The sequence below is a fragment of the Bifidobacterium sp. UTCIF-38 genome (assembly GCF_006454495.1).
GTDB classification, from domain to species: domain Bacteria; phylum Actinomycetota; class Actinomycetes; order Actinomycetales; family Bifidobacteriaceae; genus Bifidobacterium; species Bifidobacterium callitrichos.
On the sequence record NZ_JFAL01000023.1, the window covers coordinates 30,087 to 46,167 of the forward strand.

15 protein-coding genes are annotated in these 16,081 nt (G+C 60.2%); 11 read left to right on the forward strand and 4 right to left on the reverse strand.

The genetic code is table 11. The annotated features are described in order from the left end of the window. The 5 genes from BW11_RS07920 to BW11_RS07940 all read left to right on the forward strand — a co-directional run bounded on the left by BW11_RS07920 (position 1) and on the right by BW11_RS07940 (position 7,994). Positions 1–1,179, forward strand: coding sequence for a class C sortase (locus BW11_RS07920; protein WP_140445268.1), 1,179 nt, complete (start codon positions 1–3; stop codon positions 1,177–1,179). A 1,215-nt stretch (positions 1,180–2,394) separates the two neighbouring features. Beyond that, positions 2,395–3,423 carry an aldo/keto reductase gene (locus tag BW11_RS07925; protein ID WP_140445267.1) on the forward strand — a complete coding sequence of 343 codons (1,029 nt, stop codon included), beginning with the start codon at positions 2,395–2,397 and terminating at the stop codon, positions 3,421–3,423. 82 nt (positions 3,424–3,505) lie between these two features. Beyond that, the gene (locus BW11_RS07930) at positions 3,506–3,979 is read left to right on the forward strand and encodes a MarR family winged helix-turn-helix transcriptional regulator (protein ID WP_140445266.1); all 474 of its coding nucleotides are present in this window, start codon (positions 3,506–3,508) and stop codon (positions 3,977–3,979) included. Positions 3,980–4,276: 297 nt separating this feature from the next. After that, the gene (locus BW11_RS07935; RefSeq protein ID WP_140445265.1) at positions 4,277–6,061 is read left to right on the forward strand and encodes an ABC transporter ATP-binding protein; all 1,785 of its coding nucleotides are present in this window, start codon (positions 4,277–4,279) and stop codon (positions 6,059–6,061) included. Between the two features lie 85 nt (positions 6,062–6,146). Beyond that, positions 6,147–7,994, forward strand: coding sequence for an ABC transporter ATP-binding protein (locus tag BW11_RS07940; RefSeq protein ID WP_140445264.1), 1,848 nt, complete (start codon positions 6,147–6,149; stop codon positions 7,992–7,994). 91 nt (positions 7,995–8,085) lie between these two features. Here the strand turns inward: BW11_RS07940 and BW11_RS07945 are convergent, their stop codons facing one another. The 3 genes from BW11_RS07945 to BW11_RS07955 form a co-directional block, all read right to left on the reverse strand. Further along, the gene (locus BW11_RS07945; RefSeq protein WP_258175636.1) at positions 8,086–8,619 is read right to left on the reverse strand and encodes a GNAT family N-acetyltransferase; all 534 of its coding nucleotides are present in this window, start codon (positions 8,617–8,619) and stop codon (positions 8,086–8,088) included. Then, entirely contained in the window at positions 8,610–8,885 is a 276-nt protein-coding gene (locus tag BW11_RS07950) for a DUF1778 domain-containing protein (protein ID WP_107044342.1), read from the reverse strand. The genes BW11_RS07945 and BW11_RS07950 overlap by 10 nt, the downstream gene beginning before the upstream one ends. A 353-nt stretch (positions 8,886–9,238) precedes the next feature. Then, positions 9,239–10,603 carry an FAD:protein FMN transferase gene (locus BW11_RS07955; RefSeq protein ID WP_181162548.1) on the reverse strand — a complete coding sequence of 455 codons (1,365 nt, stop codon included), beginning with the start codon at positions 10,601–10,603 and terminating at the stop codon, positions 9,239–9,241. A 337-nt stretch (positions 10,604–10,940) separates the two neighbouring features. On the opposite strand from BW11_RS07955, the gene BW11_RS07960 reads away from it, so the two are divergent. Both BW11_RS07960 and BW11_RS11680 read left to right on the forward strand, forming a co-directional pair. After that, positions 10,941–11,312 (forward strand): hypothetical protein, encoded by a 372-nt coding sequence (locus tag BW11_RS07960; protein ID WP_140445262.1) that lies wholly within the window; start codon positions 10,941–10,943, stop codon positions 11,310–11,312. Between the two features lie 14 nt (positions 11,313–11,326). Continuing rightward, the gene (locus tag BW11_RS11680) at positions 11,327–12,079 is read left to right on the forward strand and encodes a hypothetical protein (RefSeq protein ID WP_219846740.1); all 753 of its coding nucleotides are present in this window, start codon (positions 11,327–11,329) and stop codon (positions 12,077–12,079) included. A gap of 349 nt (positions 12,080–12,428) precedes the next feature. Here BW11_RS11680 and BW11_RS11870 read toward each other — a convergent pair whose 3' ends face one another. Beyond that, positions 12,429–12,554, reverse strand: coding sequence for a hypothetical protein (locus tag BW11_RS11870; RefSeq protein WP_258184601.1), 126 nt, complete (start codon positions 12,552–12,554; stop codon positions 12,429–12,431). A gap of 214 nt (positions 12,555–12,768) precedes the next feature. Between BW11_RS11870 and BW11_RS07970 the strand changes: the two genes are divergently transcribed. The 4 genes from BW11_RS07970 (at position 12,769) to BW11_RS07985 (ending at position 16,033) form a co-directional block, all read left to right on the forward strand. Then, complete coding sequence (locus tag BW11_RS07970; protein ID WP_140445261.1) at positions 12,769–13,311, forward strand: hypothetical protein; 543 nt, start codon at positions 12,769–12,771, stop codon at positions 13,309–13,311. 54 nt (positions 13,312–13,365) lie between these two features. Beyond that, on the forward strand, positions 13,366–13,911 hold the full coding sequence (locus tag BW11_RS07975) for a hypothetical protein (RefSeq protein WP_140445260.1): 546 nt from the start codon (positions 13,366–13,368) through the stop codon (positions 13,909–13,911). Between the two features lie 266 nt (positions 13,912–14,177). After that, a complete protein-coding gene (locus BW11_RS07980) occupies positions 14,178–14,804 on the forward strand; it encodes a response regulator transcription factor (RefSeq protein WP_258184600.1) in 627 nt (208 codons plus the stop codon). A gap of 32 nt (positions 14,805–14,836) precedes the next feature. Beyond that, positions 14,837–16,033 carry a hypothetical protein gene (locus tag BW11_RS07985; protein ID WP_140445258.1) on the forward strand — a complete coding sequence of 399 codons (1,197 nt, stop codon included), beginning with the start codon at positions 14,837–14,839 and terminating at the stop codon, positions 16,031–16,033. Positions 16,034–16,081: the final 48 nt, after the last annotated feature.

Sequence of the window (16,081 nt, forward strand, 5' to 3'; positions counted from 1 at the left end):
ATGAGCGTGCGATCGCGCGTGCGGCGAGCCCTGCCGTCCGCGATCGCCGCCATGCTGGTCCTCGCCGGGATCGCCCTGTGCGCGTACCCGGCGATCGCCGAATCCGCCGCCCGCCGCGATCAGGCACAGATCATCGCCGGCTACGATCGCGCGTCCCGTTCGGTCTCGGACGAGCGGCGCGAACGCCTGCTCGCCGAAGCCGAACGGTACAACGCCGCATTGGCGGGCGATGTGCCGGGGGACGCTACGGGCGGCGGCGTGTCCCGGTCGTCCGCCGCATCCCGGTCGTCCGCCGCGTCCCGGTCGTCCGCCGCGTCCCGGTCGTCCGCAGCGTCCCGGTCGTCCGCCGCATCCCCGCGCTATGAGGATCTGCTCGATCCGAACGGCGACGGGGTGATGGGCGTACTCGTGATCCCGGTCATCGACCTGAAACTGCCGGTGTTCCACGGCGTCGGCGATCGCGCGCTCGCAGCCGGAGTCGGCCACGTACCCGGCAGCGCGCTGCCCATTGGCGGCATGGGCAATCACAGCGTGATCGCCGGGCATCGCGGGCTGCCGTCGGCCGAACTGTTCACGCGTCTCGACGAACTCGAGCGCGGCGACGCGTTCACCATCACCGTGCTCGGCGACACGCACGTCTACCGCGTCATCGGCATCCGCGTCGTGGACCCGGATGCCGTGGCGGTGGGCGGCGGCGGAACTGCGGGCGGTGGCGGAGTTGCGGGCGTCGGCGAGTCCGTTGGTGGTGGTGGAACTGCGGGCGGTGGCGAGTCCGTTGGTGGTGGTGAGTCCGCGCTGCGCACGTCGCAACCCGGACTGCTCGCGTCGCAATCCGGCCGCGATCTGGTCACGCTCCTCACCTGCACGCCGTATGGCGTCAACACGCATCGACTGCTGGTCACCGGCGAGCGCGCCCGCGATCTCGAACGCGCCGGCGTCGACCCGTCCGGTTCCGCTCGATCGCGTGCGATCCGCATGCCCGCTTCGCCCGATGCCTGGCTGCGCTCCGGCTGGGCGGCGGTGCTTGCCGTTGCGGTCGTGCTCGTCGGCACCGTGCTATTCCACGCTATTCGTGTGTTTCGCGTGTCAAGTACCGGGCGTCACCGTGCGGCTGATGTCGGTGCTGGTGCTGGTGCTGATGTCGGTGTCGGTGCTGATGTCGGTGCCGGTGCTCCGTGATCGTGTCCATCGCGCGGTTGCGCTGTCCATCGTGCGGTGATTGTCCCATGAAGCGGTGTATCTCCCATCGCGCGGTGACGGAAAATGGCGGAATTCCGCCAATTCGCCAAAACGGCTCACCGCTTCATGGGCAAAACACCGCGCGATGGGTGTTGAGAGTGCGTGATGGGTGCGCGGTGGGTGACGGGTGACGGGGTGTTGGGTGTTGGGTGTTGGGTGTTGGGTGTTGGGTGTTGGGGTGCGCGATGGGTGTTGGGTGTTGGGCGTTGGGTGTTGGGGTGCGCGATGGGTGTTGGGTGTTGGGCGTTGGGTTGTGTGACGGGTGATGTGTGACGGGTGATGTGTGACGGGTGTTGGGTGACGGGTGTTGGGTGGCGGGGTGTTGGGCGTTGGGTTGTGCAGTGGGCGTTGGGTGACGGGTGACGGGGGTGATGAGGACGTGATGAACGAAAAAAGCGACCTTTCGGTCGCTTTTATACGTGCGTGATTCAATTGTTCGTTCAGTTATATCTGCGATTGCATCGACTCATGTCATTCGCCGTTGTGCGGCTCAAAGCATACGTCTGTCAGTCGTGGTGTCAGTCATCCGCGATGTCCGATGGTGTTGTGACCCCGGTTTCTTCGATCCTCTTCGACTTGGGTTCGATCCAGCATTCCCGCGCACGGTGTTCGCAGTTCCGCGCGCATCGCCCGTCCATGGGCTGCTCTACTCACGATTCATGCAATATGTGCGATTCGGCCGACCTTTTCGACGTTCATCATTCATGGTTTGTCCCGTGTCGTCCGACGTCGTGTCGCGCGTTCAGGAACGCGACGGACGCCCGGCAGGTGTCGCGTATTGCAGTGCTCCGTGGACGAGGGCCGCGGTGTAGTGCATTCCGCACATGCCCGCCTCCTCCGCCTGATGGGTGCAGCCGGCTATGCAGCAAACGTTCCGTTCCATGATATTCCCCTTCCTCGGGTTCTCCTTTGAGGGCTTCGGTGCCTTACATGAATCCACTATAGTCTCGGGGTGCCCCCTTGGCCAGTATTTGGACATCTTCTCGCATATTTTGTTACGTATATCACAGGAAACGCGGCAATTGGACCGGTTCGATATTGCCCTTGCGGCGTTTCGCGCTTCGATGTCTCATTTGTCCGGCATTTGCTTGTCGTGGTGCGGTTTCGCGTGGCGTGGCGCGTCCGGTAGCCTCGCCTTCGTGCGATGATGGAGTCATGAGCAACGGGGATTCCGCGCTGCGTGGCGCGACGGATTATGCGAACGACGTAGATTTCGCGGGGCATCGCGTCCCGCGACTCGGCATGGGCACGATGGCGCTGTCGATCGAGGGGAGGCCGGATCGCGATACGGCGATCGCGACGATCCACGCCGGACTTGACGCCGGCGTGCGCTACCTGGACGCCGCATGGTCGTACTACCTGCCGAGCGCGCCCGGTGTGGACGGCACCGGTGTGGACGGCGATTTCGGCTACGGCGAGATGCTGGTGCGCGATGCGCTCGCCAGCTGGGACGGGCCGCGCGACGAGGTGCTCGTCGCCACGAAGACCGGGTATCGCAGGACAATCGACACGACTGTGGCGTCCGACGGCGTGTCCGATGACGTGTCCGGTGATGGCGCTACACGAGATGAGCTCGGCGAATCCCGCCAGCGTCTGCAGGCGGCCGGCAGCCGGTATGGCTGGATGGCCGATTCGCGGCCCGAGACGATGATCCGCGACGCGAAGGAGTCCGCGTTGCATCTGGGCGTGGACGCGCTCGATCTGCTGTACTCGCACGGGCCCGATCCGGACGTGCCGTACGAGGATCAGATCGGTGCGCTCAAGATCCTGCTCGACGAGGGCGTGATCCGCTATGCCGGTATCTCGCGCGTCGACAACGCGCAGATCGACGTCGCGCGCGCGATCCTCGGGGATGGGCTGATCGCCGTGCAGAACCAGTTCTCGCCGTCCCACCCCGATCCGGAGTCGACGATGGCGCATTGCGCCGAGCTCGGCCTCGACTTCGTGTGCTGGTCGCCGCTCGGCGGGTTCCTCGATCCGTTCGACGCGCGCGCCTACGAGCCGTTCCGCGCTGTCGCGGCCGCGCGCGGTGTCTCGTATCAGCGCGTCGTGCTCGCATGGGAGCTGACCCGCTACGATCGACTGTTCACGATTCCGAGCGCGCGCAACCCGCACGAGATCCGCGACTCGTTCGCCGCGGTCGACCTGCGTCTGACCGACGAGGAGATGGCGACGCTGGGGTAGGGGCGCTACAGATCGCTCTCGGTGAGAGTTGTTTACGCTATGAGATAATCTATGGGGGATTGCTCTCGAGATGGAGGCGTGTATGGGGTTCGAGCAGGAGGCGTTCGACGAGCTCGCCACCAAGGTGTGGTGTCACAAGTCGGCTATGCAGCGCGAGGTGACCCGCGGCTCCCATGGCGAGCATTTCGTCATCCGCCAGCTTGCGGTCCACGGGGCAATGACCCCCTCGCAGATCGCCGATGCCCTGCGTGTGAGCTCGGGCCGCGTGTCCACCGTGCTGTCCGCGCTGGAGAAGAAGGGCATGATCGTGCGCGAATCCGACCCTGACGACCGTCGCGTCGTGCACGTCCGCTTGACGCGGGACGGTGAGACGACTGCCCGGCGCGATATGGAGGAGATGCGTTCGGCGGTGTGCTGGATCTTCTCGCAGATGGGGGAGCGGCGCACGCGCGAGTTCGTCGATCTGTCGCGCGAGTTCATGACGTACATGTCGATCTGCCGTCCGGGCGAGCCGCGCCCTACCGCCGAGGAAGTGCGCAAGGCGTTCGAGCAGTAGGGCAGTAAGCGAGTCCATTTCTCTGGCCGCATTATCAGGAAACGCCAAGCATCGCGTGTAATATCTCTGGGTGTAAGTAATTTAAGACTCAGAACAATTTCAGAAGGCTGTGGGTTGGTGCGCACGGTCGGAACGGTCTGGGCGGAGTCCGGGGCGGATTGCGGGATGACCACGGTCAATCCGCTCGGTCCGGCCCGCAACTCAACCCGGTCCGGCCCGCAAACCGGACTGCAACTCAACCCACAGCCCACAATTCAGCCCAATCCAACCCAACTCAAACCAGACAGGGGGATTCCAATGCTTCGCATCATGAAATACCTCTCCAAATCGGAGATCGCTCAGATGCTTCTTGCGCTGGTGACCATCGTCGGACAGATCTACTTCGATCTGAAGCTGCCCGACTTCATGTCCGACATCACCAGGCTCGTCGAAACGCCGGGCAGCCGGATGGCCGACATCTGGATCGCCGGCGGCAAGATGATGCTCGTCTCGCTCGGATCGGTCGCCTGCGCGATCGTCACCGGTTTCATCTCGGCGCGCGTCGCCGCCAGCTTCGGGCGTCGCCTGCGATCGCTCGAATTCCGCAGAGTCGAGTCGTTCGGCCCCGCCGAGATGGAGCGGTTCTCGACCGCCAGCCTCATCACCCGCTCGACCAATGACATCACGCAGATCCAGATGTTCATCACGATGGGCCTGCAGCTCATCGTCAAATCGCCGATCATGGCGGTCTGGGCCGTCGCCAAGATCTCCAGTGACGGCGTCGAATGGACGACCGCCACCGCGATCGCGGTCGTCGTGCTGCTCGTCACGATCGTTGTCCTCATGGCGATGGTCATGCCGAAGTTCAAGGCGATGCAGGCGCTGACCGACAACATCAACCTGGTCGCGCGCGAGAACCTCACCGGCCTCAAGGTCGTGCGCGCATACAACGCCGAAAACTATCAGGAGTCCAAGTTCACCAAGGCCAACAAGGAGCTCACCGACACGCAGCTGTTCACCAACCGCGCGATGGCCATCATGATGCCGCTGATGAACACCGTGATGAACGGTCTCATGCTCGCCGTCTACTGGATCGGCGCGTATCTCATCGACGCGGCCGCCCTGACGGACAAGCTCACCGTGTTCTCCAACATGGTCGTCTTCTCCAGCTACTCCGTGCAGGTCATCATGAGCTTCCTGCTCATGAGCATGGTGTTCGTGCTCTGGCCGCGCGCCGACGTGTCCGCGCAGCGCGTGCTGGAGGTCATCAACACCGAGCCGATCGTCAAGGACGGCTCGGGAGCCGCGCCTGTTTCACGTGAAACAACGTTGCGCGGCGAGGTCGAGTTCCGCGACGTGAGCTTCACCTACCCCGATTCGCGTGAACCGATGCTCGAGCACATCTCGTTCAAGGCCACGCGCGGTCAGACCGTCGCGTTCATCGGCTCGACCGGCTCCGGCAAATCGACTCTCGTCAACCTCGTCCCGCGCTTCTACGACGCGACCGAAGGGCAGGTGCTCGTCGACGGCGTTGACGTGCGCGACTACCGGATCCGCGACCTGCGCGACAAGATCGGCTACGTACCGCAGCGCTCCGTGCTGTTCAAGGGAACCGTCGCGGGGAACATCTCGTACGGTGACGAGGCGGATGGCGAACCCGCGCGCGACGACGTCCGCGACGCCCGCATCCGCGAGGCGGCCGACGTCGCGCAGGCCAGTGAATTCGTCGCCCGCATGGACGACGGTTTCGACTCGTCCATCGCGCAGGGCGGCTCGAACGTGTCCGGCGGCCAGAAGCAGCGCCTGTCCATCGCGCGCGCCGTCTACCGCGATCCGGAGATCCTCGTCTTCGACGACTCGTTCAGCGCGCTCGACTTCAGGACCGACCGCGAGGTGCGCGACGCGCTCGCGACCCACGCGAAGGACGCGACCAAGCTCATCGTCGCTCAGCGTATCGGCACGATCATGAACGCCGACCTCATCGTCGTGCTCGACGAGGGGCGCGTCGTCGGCGAAGGTACGCATCGCGAACTGCTCGAGAACTGCGAGGTCTACCGCCAGATCGCCGAATCGCAGCTCAGCCAGACCGAACTCATGGCGTAGGCGTCGCCCGCAGCCAATCCCAGCCGACAACACGGCAACACTACGAATCACATGCATGAATGCATGAATATGAAAGGACTTTGATATGCCAAAAGGACCAATGGGCGGCGGACCGGGACGCGGCCCCGTCGAAAAGCCGCAGGATTTCGGGCAGACCATGGGCAAGCTCGTGCGCTTCTGCCGTAACTACATCCCCGTCATCATCATCGCGCTCGTGCTCGGCGCCACCGGAACGGTGTTCCAGATCATCGGACCGGACAAGCTCAAGGACATGACCAACGAGATCACCAAGGGTCTGCCCGCGATGGTCCACGGCAAACCGGTCATGGGCGCCGTCGACTTCGACGCGGTCTCGCGCATCGGCTTCACGCTCGTCGCCCTGTACGTCGGATACGCGGTGCTCGGCTACATCCAGAGCTGGCTCATGGCGAACGTCACCCAGCGCACCGCCCAGCGACTGCGCGAATCGATCAGCGTCAAGATCAACAAGCTGCCGCTGAGCTACTTCGACAAGGTCAGCTACGGCGACGTGCTTTCGCGCATCACCAACGACGTCGACGCGATCGGCCAGACCCTCGGCCAGTCGCTCGGCTCGCTCATCACGTCGACCACGCTGTTCGTCGGCGCACTCGTCATGATGTTCTACAACAACGTGATCATGACGCTGTCCGCGATCGGCGCAAGCCTCATCGGACTGGTGCTCATGATGACGATCATGAAGGCGTCGCAACGCTACTTCACGCGTCAGCAGATCGCACTCGGCGACGTCAACGGACACGTCGAGGAGATGTACGCCGGCCACATCATCGTCAAGGCGTACAACGGCGAGGCCGACTCGATCGAACGCTTCGAAAAGTACAACAACGACCTGTATGACTCCGGCTGGAAGTCGCAGTTCCTCTCCGGACTCATGATGCCGCTCATGATGTTCGTCGGCAACCTCGGCTACGTGGTCGTGTGCGTGGTCGGCGCCGCGCTCGCGATGAACGGAGACATCGAATTCGGCGTGATCGTCGCGTTCATGATGTACGTGCGACTGTTCACGCAGCCGCTCAGCCAGTTCGCGCAGGCGTTCCAGAACCTCCAGCGCTGCGCCGCCGCATCCGAGCGTGTGTTCGGCTTCCTCGAGGAGCCGGAGATGGCCGACGAATCGGCCAAGCCCGCGCTGCTCGGCACGAAGTACGCCGGCGGGCGCGAGGTGAAGGGCGACGTCGAATTCGACCACGTGCGCTTCGAATACGAACCCGGCAAGCCGATCATCCATGACTTCTCGGCATCCGTCAAAGCCGGACAGAAGGTCGCGATCGTCGGCCCGACCGGCGCCGGCAAGACCACGATGGTAAACCTCCTCATGCGCTTCTACGAGATCGCGGGCGGACGCATCATGATCGACGGCGTCGACACCGCGAGTGTACCGCGCTGGAACGTGCACGAACAGTTCTCGATGGTGCTGCAGGACACTTGGGTGTTCCACGGCACCGTGCGCGAGAACATCGCCTACGCCAAGCCCGGAGTCACGGATCAACAGATCGAGAAGGCGTGCAAGGCGGTCGGCCTGCACCACTACATCATGTCCCTGCCGGACGGCTACGACACCGTGCTCGACGAGAACACGTCCCTGTCCGCCGGGCAGAAGCAGCTGCTGACCATCGCCCGCGCGATGGTGCAGGACGCGCCGATCCTCATCCTCGACGAGGCCACCTCCTCGGTCGACACGCGCACCGAGGAGCTCATCCAGAAGGCGATGGACGCGCTCACCGTCGGACGCACCTCGTTCGTGATCGCGCACCGCCTCTCCACCATCCGCGACGCCGACATGATCCTCGTCATGAACCACGGCGACGTGATCGAACGCGGCACCCACGAGCAGCTGCTCGAAGCCGGCGGCTTCTACGCCGACCTCTACAACAGCCAGTTCGCGCTCGCGGGCTGAGCCGAGCGAGGACAGAGTTGGGTCCGGCCGTGAGGCCGGTCCGTGGTCGCGGGGGTCGGAGGCGAGCCGTGCCGCGGGTCGCGTCAGAAGATTAGGTCTCTGGATCAGGTCTCCAGACGAGCCGCAGGTACATACTGTCCGTTCCGGGAATTTCCTGGAAACCGAAATGGGCGTAGAACGATTCCGCCGAGTCGTCGTATGGGTCGACGATGAGCGCGCGTGCGCCGATCTGCTCACTGGCCGCGCGCGCCCGAGCGATGGCATCCTGCAGCAGTCTCCAGCCGAGTCCCTCACCCCGATAGGGCAGTGCGACGCCGAGCATACCCAGCAATATCGCGGGGATGCGGTCGGGGGTGTTGCGTCGCAGCCAGCCGCCGAGCACGCGGCTGCGTTCCACGGCGTATGAGCTGAGTGTGTAGAATCCCGCGGTATCTCCGGCGGTGGTGCGTGAGACGTACACCACCGCCGTTCCGTGTTTGGCGGCCGACGTGGCGCGTGTATGCGCCCACTCGTCGATGAGGGGCACGCCACAGTGGAAGTCGGCAAGATCCTCGCCGGGTTCCATACGACGGGGACGTTGGAAGATGCGTTGGTTGTGCTGTTGGTTGTGCTGGTCTACGCCCATTCGGGGTCCCTTGTCATGAGTTCCGCGGTCGAATCTGGGATGGGCTCCTCGAGTGCGGCGAGGAAATCGTCGAACGCCTGTGATTCCAGTCGAAGTGTCGTCTCCTGCTCGATGTCCGCGCGCGCGGCGTCCAACAGGTGCTGCGCCGTCCACTGCGTCAGGGTGGAGCCCTTCAGCGCGGCGGCTCGTTCGATGATCTTGCGTTGCTCGTCCGTGAGCCTGATGTCCAGTCGTGAGGTCTTCTGATTCGTTGCTATGGTGGCCATACGTTCTATTGTACGGAGAAAATGCGTACATAAAGTGAATTGGCGGGTTGGGCCGAGGCAGTGTCGAGGCAGCAAACCGTGCCGCTCAACGCGGTTTTCGTGTGTTTTTGCGTTGAGCGGCAGACTTGACCTCCATTGCGATTGTCCGCTGTCGTCGAAGCGAGTGCGATGGCAATGCGAATCGTTGGAAAATAGCCGTTTTGACAGACTGTCAATATTGACTATGCGGCGCCGAGGCTGGCTGTGGTGGAAGATCGCTGCCGCTCAACGCGAAAATCGATCATTTTGGCGTTGAGCGGCACGTAATCCTGCCGCATAACGTTCTTAGAACGATTGACGTATGTTGAGTGGCACTACCGGATGAAGAAATCGCCGGGGAACCCGGTCGATCGCACGACGGTGCGGTCGGAATTGAGCACGGCGCACTCGAACGCCGCATAATTCGGGGTTGCGGCGCGCGCGGCATTGGGCTCGGATGATGTGGCGCGCGCGACGTTGGACGGGCTGTCATGAGGGGCGCGTTGCGAGCTGCCGCGCGCAGCCGTGTATTCGGTTAGCCGCTTGTGCAGTTGGTTTGCTGGTGTGGTGAACAGGGCCGTGGCCACGCCGTCGGCGAGCGCGGTGGAGAAGTCGGTGCTGATGGGGCGGGCCGCGGCGGTGTGTGTGGACATGGGCACGTACACCCATGTGGCGGCGACGTTGTTTGCGGGCAGGCCGTCGACGGCGTTGAGCAGGTGATGGAGACGGTGGCCGGCCGCTTCCCAGTGGCGTCGGCTGGGGGCGCTCGCGCAGATTGCGCCCGTGCCGACCCGCGCGGTGCCGACCGCGTTCTCGGTGTTCGTCGGGTCTTCGAGTGCGATGGTCAGTGGTTTGTCAGGGGATCGAACGAGCAGATCGCCGCCCGCGTCGATGACGTAGTGGGAACCCGCATCGCCGGATTGACCGACCTTGGTCGGGCCGCTGGCTGCGTTTGCGTCTCCGTCTGATTGAGAAAGGACAATGCCCGTGTGCTCTCCGAGGAATCGCTGTGCGATGAGGTCGACGAGATAGCCCTTGCCACATGCACCGAAGTCGAGCGCCACCGAGCGGTGGGTGACGAGCGTCGTGCCTCCCGGGCCGCGACGTTCCACATCCTCTCGCCATGTGGCACGACCATGCATCGAGCCGAGGTTCCAGCCGTTTGCGGCGGCAGGCGATGCCGAGACGGTCTCTGCGGCGACTGGTGATTTGGCGGGACGCCTGTGGTCGTTGGCGGCGTCTCCGGCGAGGTTGCCGCTGCCGGCGCGTTTGCCTGTGCCGGAGTCGGCTGGCGCAAGTGCGTCGGGGGAGAGACGGAACGAGTACTGCGCGTCGTAGCCCAGTCGGATGAGGTCCTCGCCGATGCACGGGTCGATCGCGCCGTCGGTGGCGTAGACGAGTGCATCATACAGATCGAACAACGGTGCAGCCCAGTCGGGGAAGTCGAACGATCCGCCATGCTCGGCACGTCGCATCTCGTCGACGAGCGAGTGTCTGCGGAATCGGGAGAGCGCCTGCTCGTACTCGTCGATGAGGATGTCGATCGCGTCGTAGTTCGAGATGCCGCGCCGTGCCGGACTCGAGGCGGCGGAGGGCGAGTCGTCGATCGCGAAACCGTCCGGGTCGAGCGGCGATTGGATCAGCAGTCCGGTGCCGAGCGCGTGCGGGAACGCCATCGTATGTGGTGCAGGTGTGCTCATACGTCTCATCGTAAGGGGGTTCGGTGACTCCTGGTAACGTGACTCCTGGTAACTCATCCCTGCGTTTGCGATCGCGAATGAACGGGGTGATGCCACCGCATTGGTAAGTCCCAGAAATGATGACAAGCGTTTCCGATGGAGATGCTCTTTCTCTATCATGGTAAATGTCCGAAAGGCAAAGCAGTCAATATGATTGTGCTGTAGATATTTCAAAGGAGAGATGTTGAATGATAGATCATCTTCAGGGAATAAGCTGCTAATTGTTTGTCTGATCGCGATTGTGCTTATCGTCGTGTTTGGTCCACTAGTATATGTAGTTGTTTCATATTCTATAAACATGGCGACGTACAATCCGATTGACGATATATCCTCAAAGTTTTCGATAACCTTTCCTGAAAAGGTAAAGGTATTGAAAGATGAGTCAGAGACAAGTTTCCACGGTGATGGATTCAGATACTACAGGATCGCGATTGCGGATAATGAGGAGGTGGCCGATACCGTTCTGGATGACGAATCGTATTCCACAGGTAATTTGACTGAAGATGATAAGAGCATCATCGCAGGCACGATAGCCGAATTTGATCTTGGCGTACAACCAAGTGCGTTGTATGGAAGACCGCATAAAACAGTTTTCAACGGTTACGATACATTGGTGATCATCAAAGGATCCCAGAACAATGAATATCACATATTTGAAAGTATTTTATAATGAAGGTAAATAATATGAAAAAATTAATCACATTTGTGTTGTGTGTTGCTACCGCATTCTTTGCAATGATGCCTTTGTCGGCGAATGCTCAAGAAAATAGATCCGTAAGTGCCGACATGCAAGATGCCATTTCTGTTATTGAGAATGAACTGGCTGCCAATGGTACTGATGTTGAGACAGAGCTGAAGCAGGCTCGAAAGATGTATGTTGATGCTTTGTCAAGCAGTGAAGTAGAGAATTCGGAAAAAATCAGAATTCAGTCTATAATTGATGCTATTGATGTTCAAATATCTGAGTATTCTCTCTACAAGAAGCCCTTGAATGCTACGTATGCTGGTTTTCATCCGGTGTATACGCCTGCAGTTGCTGCGGTCAATGCATATTTTCAAATGCAGGGATATCGGCTGTCTTTTGAGCTTCTGACTCACGCTGCTTCAAACAATTCATTAAATAATACTTATTATCCTTTAAAAGCGAATGCTGCTCGAGTATCTTCTTCTCCGGTTTTTACGCGAATCAAGCGCAGTGGAGCATCTAGAGGATCAGATATTTTTCCTAATTCTGGCAGTGTTGAGCAGCGTGATCTCTACTATGCGATTCATAAATTTACTTGGAGCAAATTGGCTGGAAGGGTAACTATTCGTGATAGATATGATTTCTCCTATAATGATCGTTATAGCGGGATTGCAGGAGTTGCTATTAATGTAATGTATGAAGCTCAATTGGGTGGTTATTTAATACCCTATTATGTTGTTATTGCAAGATAAAAATTAGTGACGAAACCAGAAACGCCAACTTAAAATACAGGTGAAGTCCGACTGCCACGTCTCGTTGGGCAGGTCGGCCTCGAACCTCGCGTACGAGGATCTGGGCCGTTTCCTCGGCTCGGGTGTTTTGCTTCAATGTTTGTTCGACAGGTTTGGCAGTGTTTTTCCGCAGTGCGGAAAAACACTGCACAAAACGCAGACACCAACTTGACACACACAGGCGATGGACTCCGGCCCCGCGTCCAATCCCCCGGCCGTCAGCTCGCGCCGGAGCGCCACGATCCGCTCCCTGGTCTCCTTCCCGGTCCTGTTCGCCAACTCGTCAACCATGCCTCGGAACATGCGTCAACTATCCACTCGAACTAGACAGCGAGTCGTCGATCGCGAAACCGTCCGGGTCGAGCGGCGATTGGATCAGCAGTCCGGTGCCGAGCGCGTGCGGGAACGCCATCGTATGTGGTGCAGGTGTGCTCATACGTCTCATCGTAAGGGGGTTCGGTGACTCCTGGTAACTCTGACGGAGTTCGGAATCGGACAAAATGTCAGCGAATGTCGACAAAGCAGCTGCACTGCTAACGGAGACGTCATATCTGGACGGTCCTAAAAATGATGACATGGATTTCATGGTATGGATCCCTCCTCTTATCGTAGTTATTAGCATTCAGCTAATGATTAGTTAGGAGGATATAATGCAAGCGAGAGAACCTATGTGGATTGCTATTGTCGGAGCTGCCACAGTCGTCTCTTTGGCTGTTGGTACTGTGGTACCTGCTTCGGCTGCTGAAGGATCGATGCACATTACAAATAGTGTTATGCAAGATATGTCAATTTCTTCCACGCCGGCTATGACTGATGCACAGTTGGATGGTCTTCTTCGTCGACTTGAAAGTGCTCCTGTAGATTTGAAGTGGGCTGATCCTCGAACGACTCCTAATTATGCTCATCGTTTAGATGATGCTCTTGATAGAACAGTTGTCAATAATGGAGTACAGCCATATTCCAATCTCCCGGGATGCGCATATGAAATAGGACTTCTTGTTGTTCAGTATGGAGTTCCTGTTGGCAAAGTTATTGGATGGATTAAGAGTGCGCGTAAATTATATGGTGGTGTGAAAGGAATTTGGCGAGCTATGAGAAATGGAATGTTTATGGCCCAAATGGGTAGTGAGGCTCAAAAAATCTTTGAAATGATTTTGGGAATTGATGGGGTTATGCGACAGTGTTTTTCGTGAACTTTAAGTGTTGCGGAATATGCTCCATTTGTATAAATTGGAAAGATGATAGTAATGTCTGAAGAATCGGATTGGAAACCTTACCCGCTGGGGCTGGTGCTGAAGAGCAGTCTGTTTGTTGCGTTGGCGGTGAGGTTTCCGGTCTCGTTGATCGTTCTGGACATAGCGGCGAGACTTACGCCTCTTCGTAGTGCATCATTCATGATATTGCTGTTGGCTGCCCTATGCACGGTGACGATTGGTGATGTGATTGAGACTCTCATCGATCGCCGATTCGTGGTGCGTCAGCATCGGGACGGGCCTCGCATACCCATTGTCATGGTGATTGTCGAAATACTGCTGTTCGCTGTGGTGGCCGCTGTGGTTTCCATGATTGTTCTTGATGATGTGTCCTTGGCTGTGTGGTGTGCTTCGTTCCTGTGGCTGGTGCGTCTTATCTTCGTTTTTGCTGTGGATACTCCTTGGCATGAGGGAATTAGCCGTGATGACCCCAGGTGGGATGAGTTTCGCACCATCACACGTCAAACCGCTCAGGAGATTCGTGAGGAACGTCAACGGCAGTTCGCGGAAATGAATAAGCGCCGCATGAAACGGCGATAATCAGCAAGATGAGGTAAATAGTGAAGCTAATTAATGTGATGTTGTCGGGTATCTTGATATCATCCTTGGCCGTACCTGTGGGTGTATCGCAGACAGACGTCCTTTCCAATGAAATGAAGATATCAGGAGCTGCGGAGCTGATGGTTAATAGGGAGTGTAATTACTGGTTGAAGCTGCTTGGCTTGTGCAAGGTGTAGTGCGGGGTAGGATTGGCAGTGGTTTGATTGGAACGGCCGTGGGGATGGTTGATGGTTAGGATCGGCATTGTGGACAATGACGTGTTCGCGTTGAATGCCATGGCCGGGTATCTGCGTCGTGTTCTGCCGCGGGGGTATGTGGTCGCGTGGCTGGCCGATTCGGGGCGGACGGCGGTGGATCGTTGTCTGGGATCGTCACCGGTGGATGTGCTGCTGGTGGACATGTCGATGGGAGGCATGGACGGTCTGTCGGTCATCCGGGCGATCCGTGAGCGGGATTCACGGACCGTGATGATCGCGGTGACCTCGTTCAGCCTTGACGAGTACGCGGCCGATGCGGCCAAGGTAGGGGCGCAGGCCATCGTGGGCAAGGCGGACCTCAAGGGACTGGTGGATGCGCTCGTGCACGCGAAGGATGCTCCCGGAGCCTATGGGGATGTCGTCTTCGCCTCGCCCGAGGGCGCGTTCGAGCGGCTGCGCTCGCATGTGGCGTCAGGGGTGGCGGCGTTGTCGGATCGCGAGCGGGAGATCGTCGCGTGGTGCAGTCGCGGGGACACGTCGGCTGATATCGCGGGGCGACTGGGGTTGAGCGAGGCGACGGTGAACACGTATCTCAAGCGTGCCATCGCGAAGGCCGGGGCGCGCAACCGCGTGCATCTGGTCTCCATGTGGCTGTGCGACAGGCCGGCGCATTGACCGGCCGGAGGGGGCGCCCGGTACGGGGGCATGTGGCGCGCAGGCTGGCGTTGCTTGCGATGATGTGCTGCATGCTGGCCCTGGACGTGTATTCGGGTCGCGGTCTGGCCGCGGGCGATTGGCCGTACGTCGTGGTCGGGGTGGTGTACGCGGCGGCGTGCCTGTCAGTGGCGTTGAGGCCGGTGACCGGGTCGGTCGTCGTGATCCTGACAGCCACGCTGTGCATAGCGGTCCCGTCGTTCAATTCCTCCCATATGGTGTTCGGCGTGGCCGCGGCGTTCGGGATCGTGTTCCTGCTCGCTCCGATGTGGATGGCGGCGGGCCTGTTCGCCGTCAACACGGCGGTGAATCTTCTCGTCCCCGCATCGATGGGAATCGGCATGGGGGTGGCGGCCTCGGTGCTCATCGTCCAGTGCATCAGCGTCTCGGTGGGATACGGCATCCGCCGGTATCGGGCGTACGGCGAACGGCAGAGGGACCTGCTGCGCATCCGCATGCTGAGCGAACGCAACGAGATACTGGAACGCGACATGCTGGCCGCGCGTCGTCTGCATGACATCCTGACGAACGACCTGACCTACGTGATCACCATCGCCAACACGCGCATGCTGGACGCCGACGGCGTGGAAAGAGAGACCTTGGAGAGGATCGACGGGAAGACCCGCGAGGCCCTCGACTGCGCGCACGCCGTCATCGACCAGCTGCGCATGGACGGTCCCGACGCGTATGGACCCGCACCGCATGCCGGTGGCCGCGCGAAGAACGAGACCCGGGATGTCGAAGCCGCAGAATCGTCCGAACCGCATGAGTCGCGGACATCAGGATCGGGCTCGCTGTCTGAATTCGTCGAAGCACGACGCAGCGAGCTCGCCGCACTGGGATTCGAGGGAACGGCCGGCGTGACGGGAACCGGATTCCTCGACCGGTACGACGCCGATGTACGCGAGGAGGTCCGCTCGCTTGTGACGGAGCTGTTCGCCAACATACGTCGGCATTGCGTTCCCGGCGACGACTATTCGCTCATGGTGGACACCGACGAACGGCGCATACGCATCGTCCAGATGAACACCGTCACCCTCGGCTCCCGGCAGAGGGGACAGAAGATATCCTCCGGGCGTGGGCTCGCCACGCACCGCGACATCATCCGCCGTCTGAACGGCACCATGCGCACCACACTGGAGGACAACACCTGGACCGTACGAATCCAACTGCCATATGAGCGCCCATGATACGATTGACACTGTGTCAACATCGGGTGCCGGCGCGAGGGTGCGAGG

What these genes read in the sequence shown, in the direction of transcription:
- BW11_RS07920 (WP_140445268.1), top strand. Translation starts at nt 1, where the DNA reads ATGAGCGTGCGATCGCGCGTGCGGCGAGCCCTGCCGTCCGCGATCGCC.
- BW11_RS07925 (WP_140445267.1), top strand. Translation starts at nt 2,395, where the DNA reads ATGAGCAACGGGGATTCCGCGCTGCGTGGCGCGACGGATTATGCGAAC.
- BW11_RS07930 (WP_140445266.1), top strand. Translation starts at nt 3,506, where the DNA reads ATGGGGTTCGAGCAGGAGGCGTTCGACGAGCTCGCCACCAAGGTGTGG.
- BW11_RS07935 (WP_140445265.1), top strand. Translation starts at nt 4,277, where the DNA reads ATGCTTCGCATCATGAAATACCTCTCCAAATCGGAGATCGCTCAGATG.
- BW11_RS07940 (WP_140445264.1), top strand. Translation starts at nt 6,147, where the DNA reads ATGCCAAAAGGACCAATGGGCGGCGGACCGGGACGCGGCCCCGTCGAA.
- BW11_RS07945 (WP_258175636.1), bottom strand. Translation starts at nt 8,619, where the DNA reads ATGGGCGTAGACCAGCACAACCAACAGCACAACCAACGCATCTTCCAA.
- BW11_RS07950 (WP_107044342.1), bottom strand. Translation starts at nt 8,885, where the DNA reads ATGGCCACCATAGCAACGAATCAGAAGACCTCACGACTGGACATCAGG.
- BW11_RS07955 (WP_181162548.1), bottom strand. Translation starts at nt 10,603, where the DNA reads ATGAGCACACCTGCACCACATACGATGGCGTTCCCGCACGCGCTCGGC.
- BW11_RS07960 (WP_140445262.1), top strand. Translation starts at nt 10,941, where the DNA reads ATGGCGACGTACAATCCGATTGACGATATATCCTCAAAGTTTTCGATA.
- BW11_RS11680 (WP_219846740.1), top strand. Translation starts at nt 11,327, where the DNA reads ATGAAAAAATTAATCACATTTGTGTTGTGTGTTGCTACCGCATTCTTT.
- BW11_RS11870 (WP_258184601.1), bottom strand. Translation starts at nt 12,554, where the DNA reads ATGAGCACACCTGCACCACATACGATGGCGTTCCCGCACGCGCTCGGC.
- BW11_RS07970 (WP_140445261.1), top strand. Translation starts at nt 12,769, where the DNA reads ATGCAAGCGAGAGAACCTATGTGGATTGCTATTGTCGGAGCTGCCACA.
- BW11_RS07975 (WP_140445260.1), top strand. Translation starts at nt 13,366, where the DNA reads ATGTCTGAAGAATCGGATTGGAAACCTTACCCGCTGGGGCTGGTGCTG.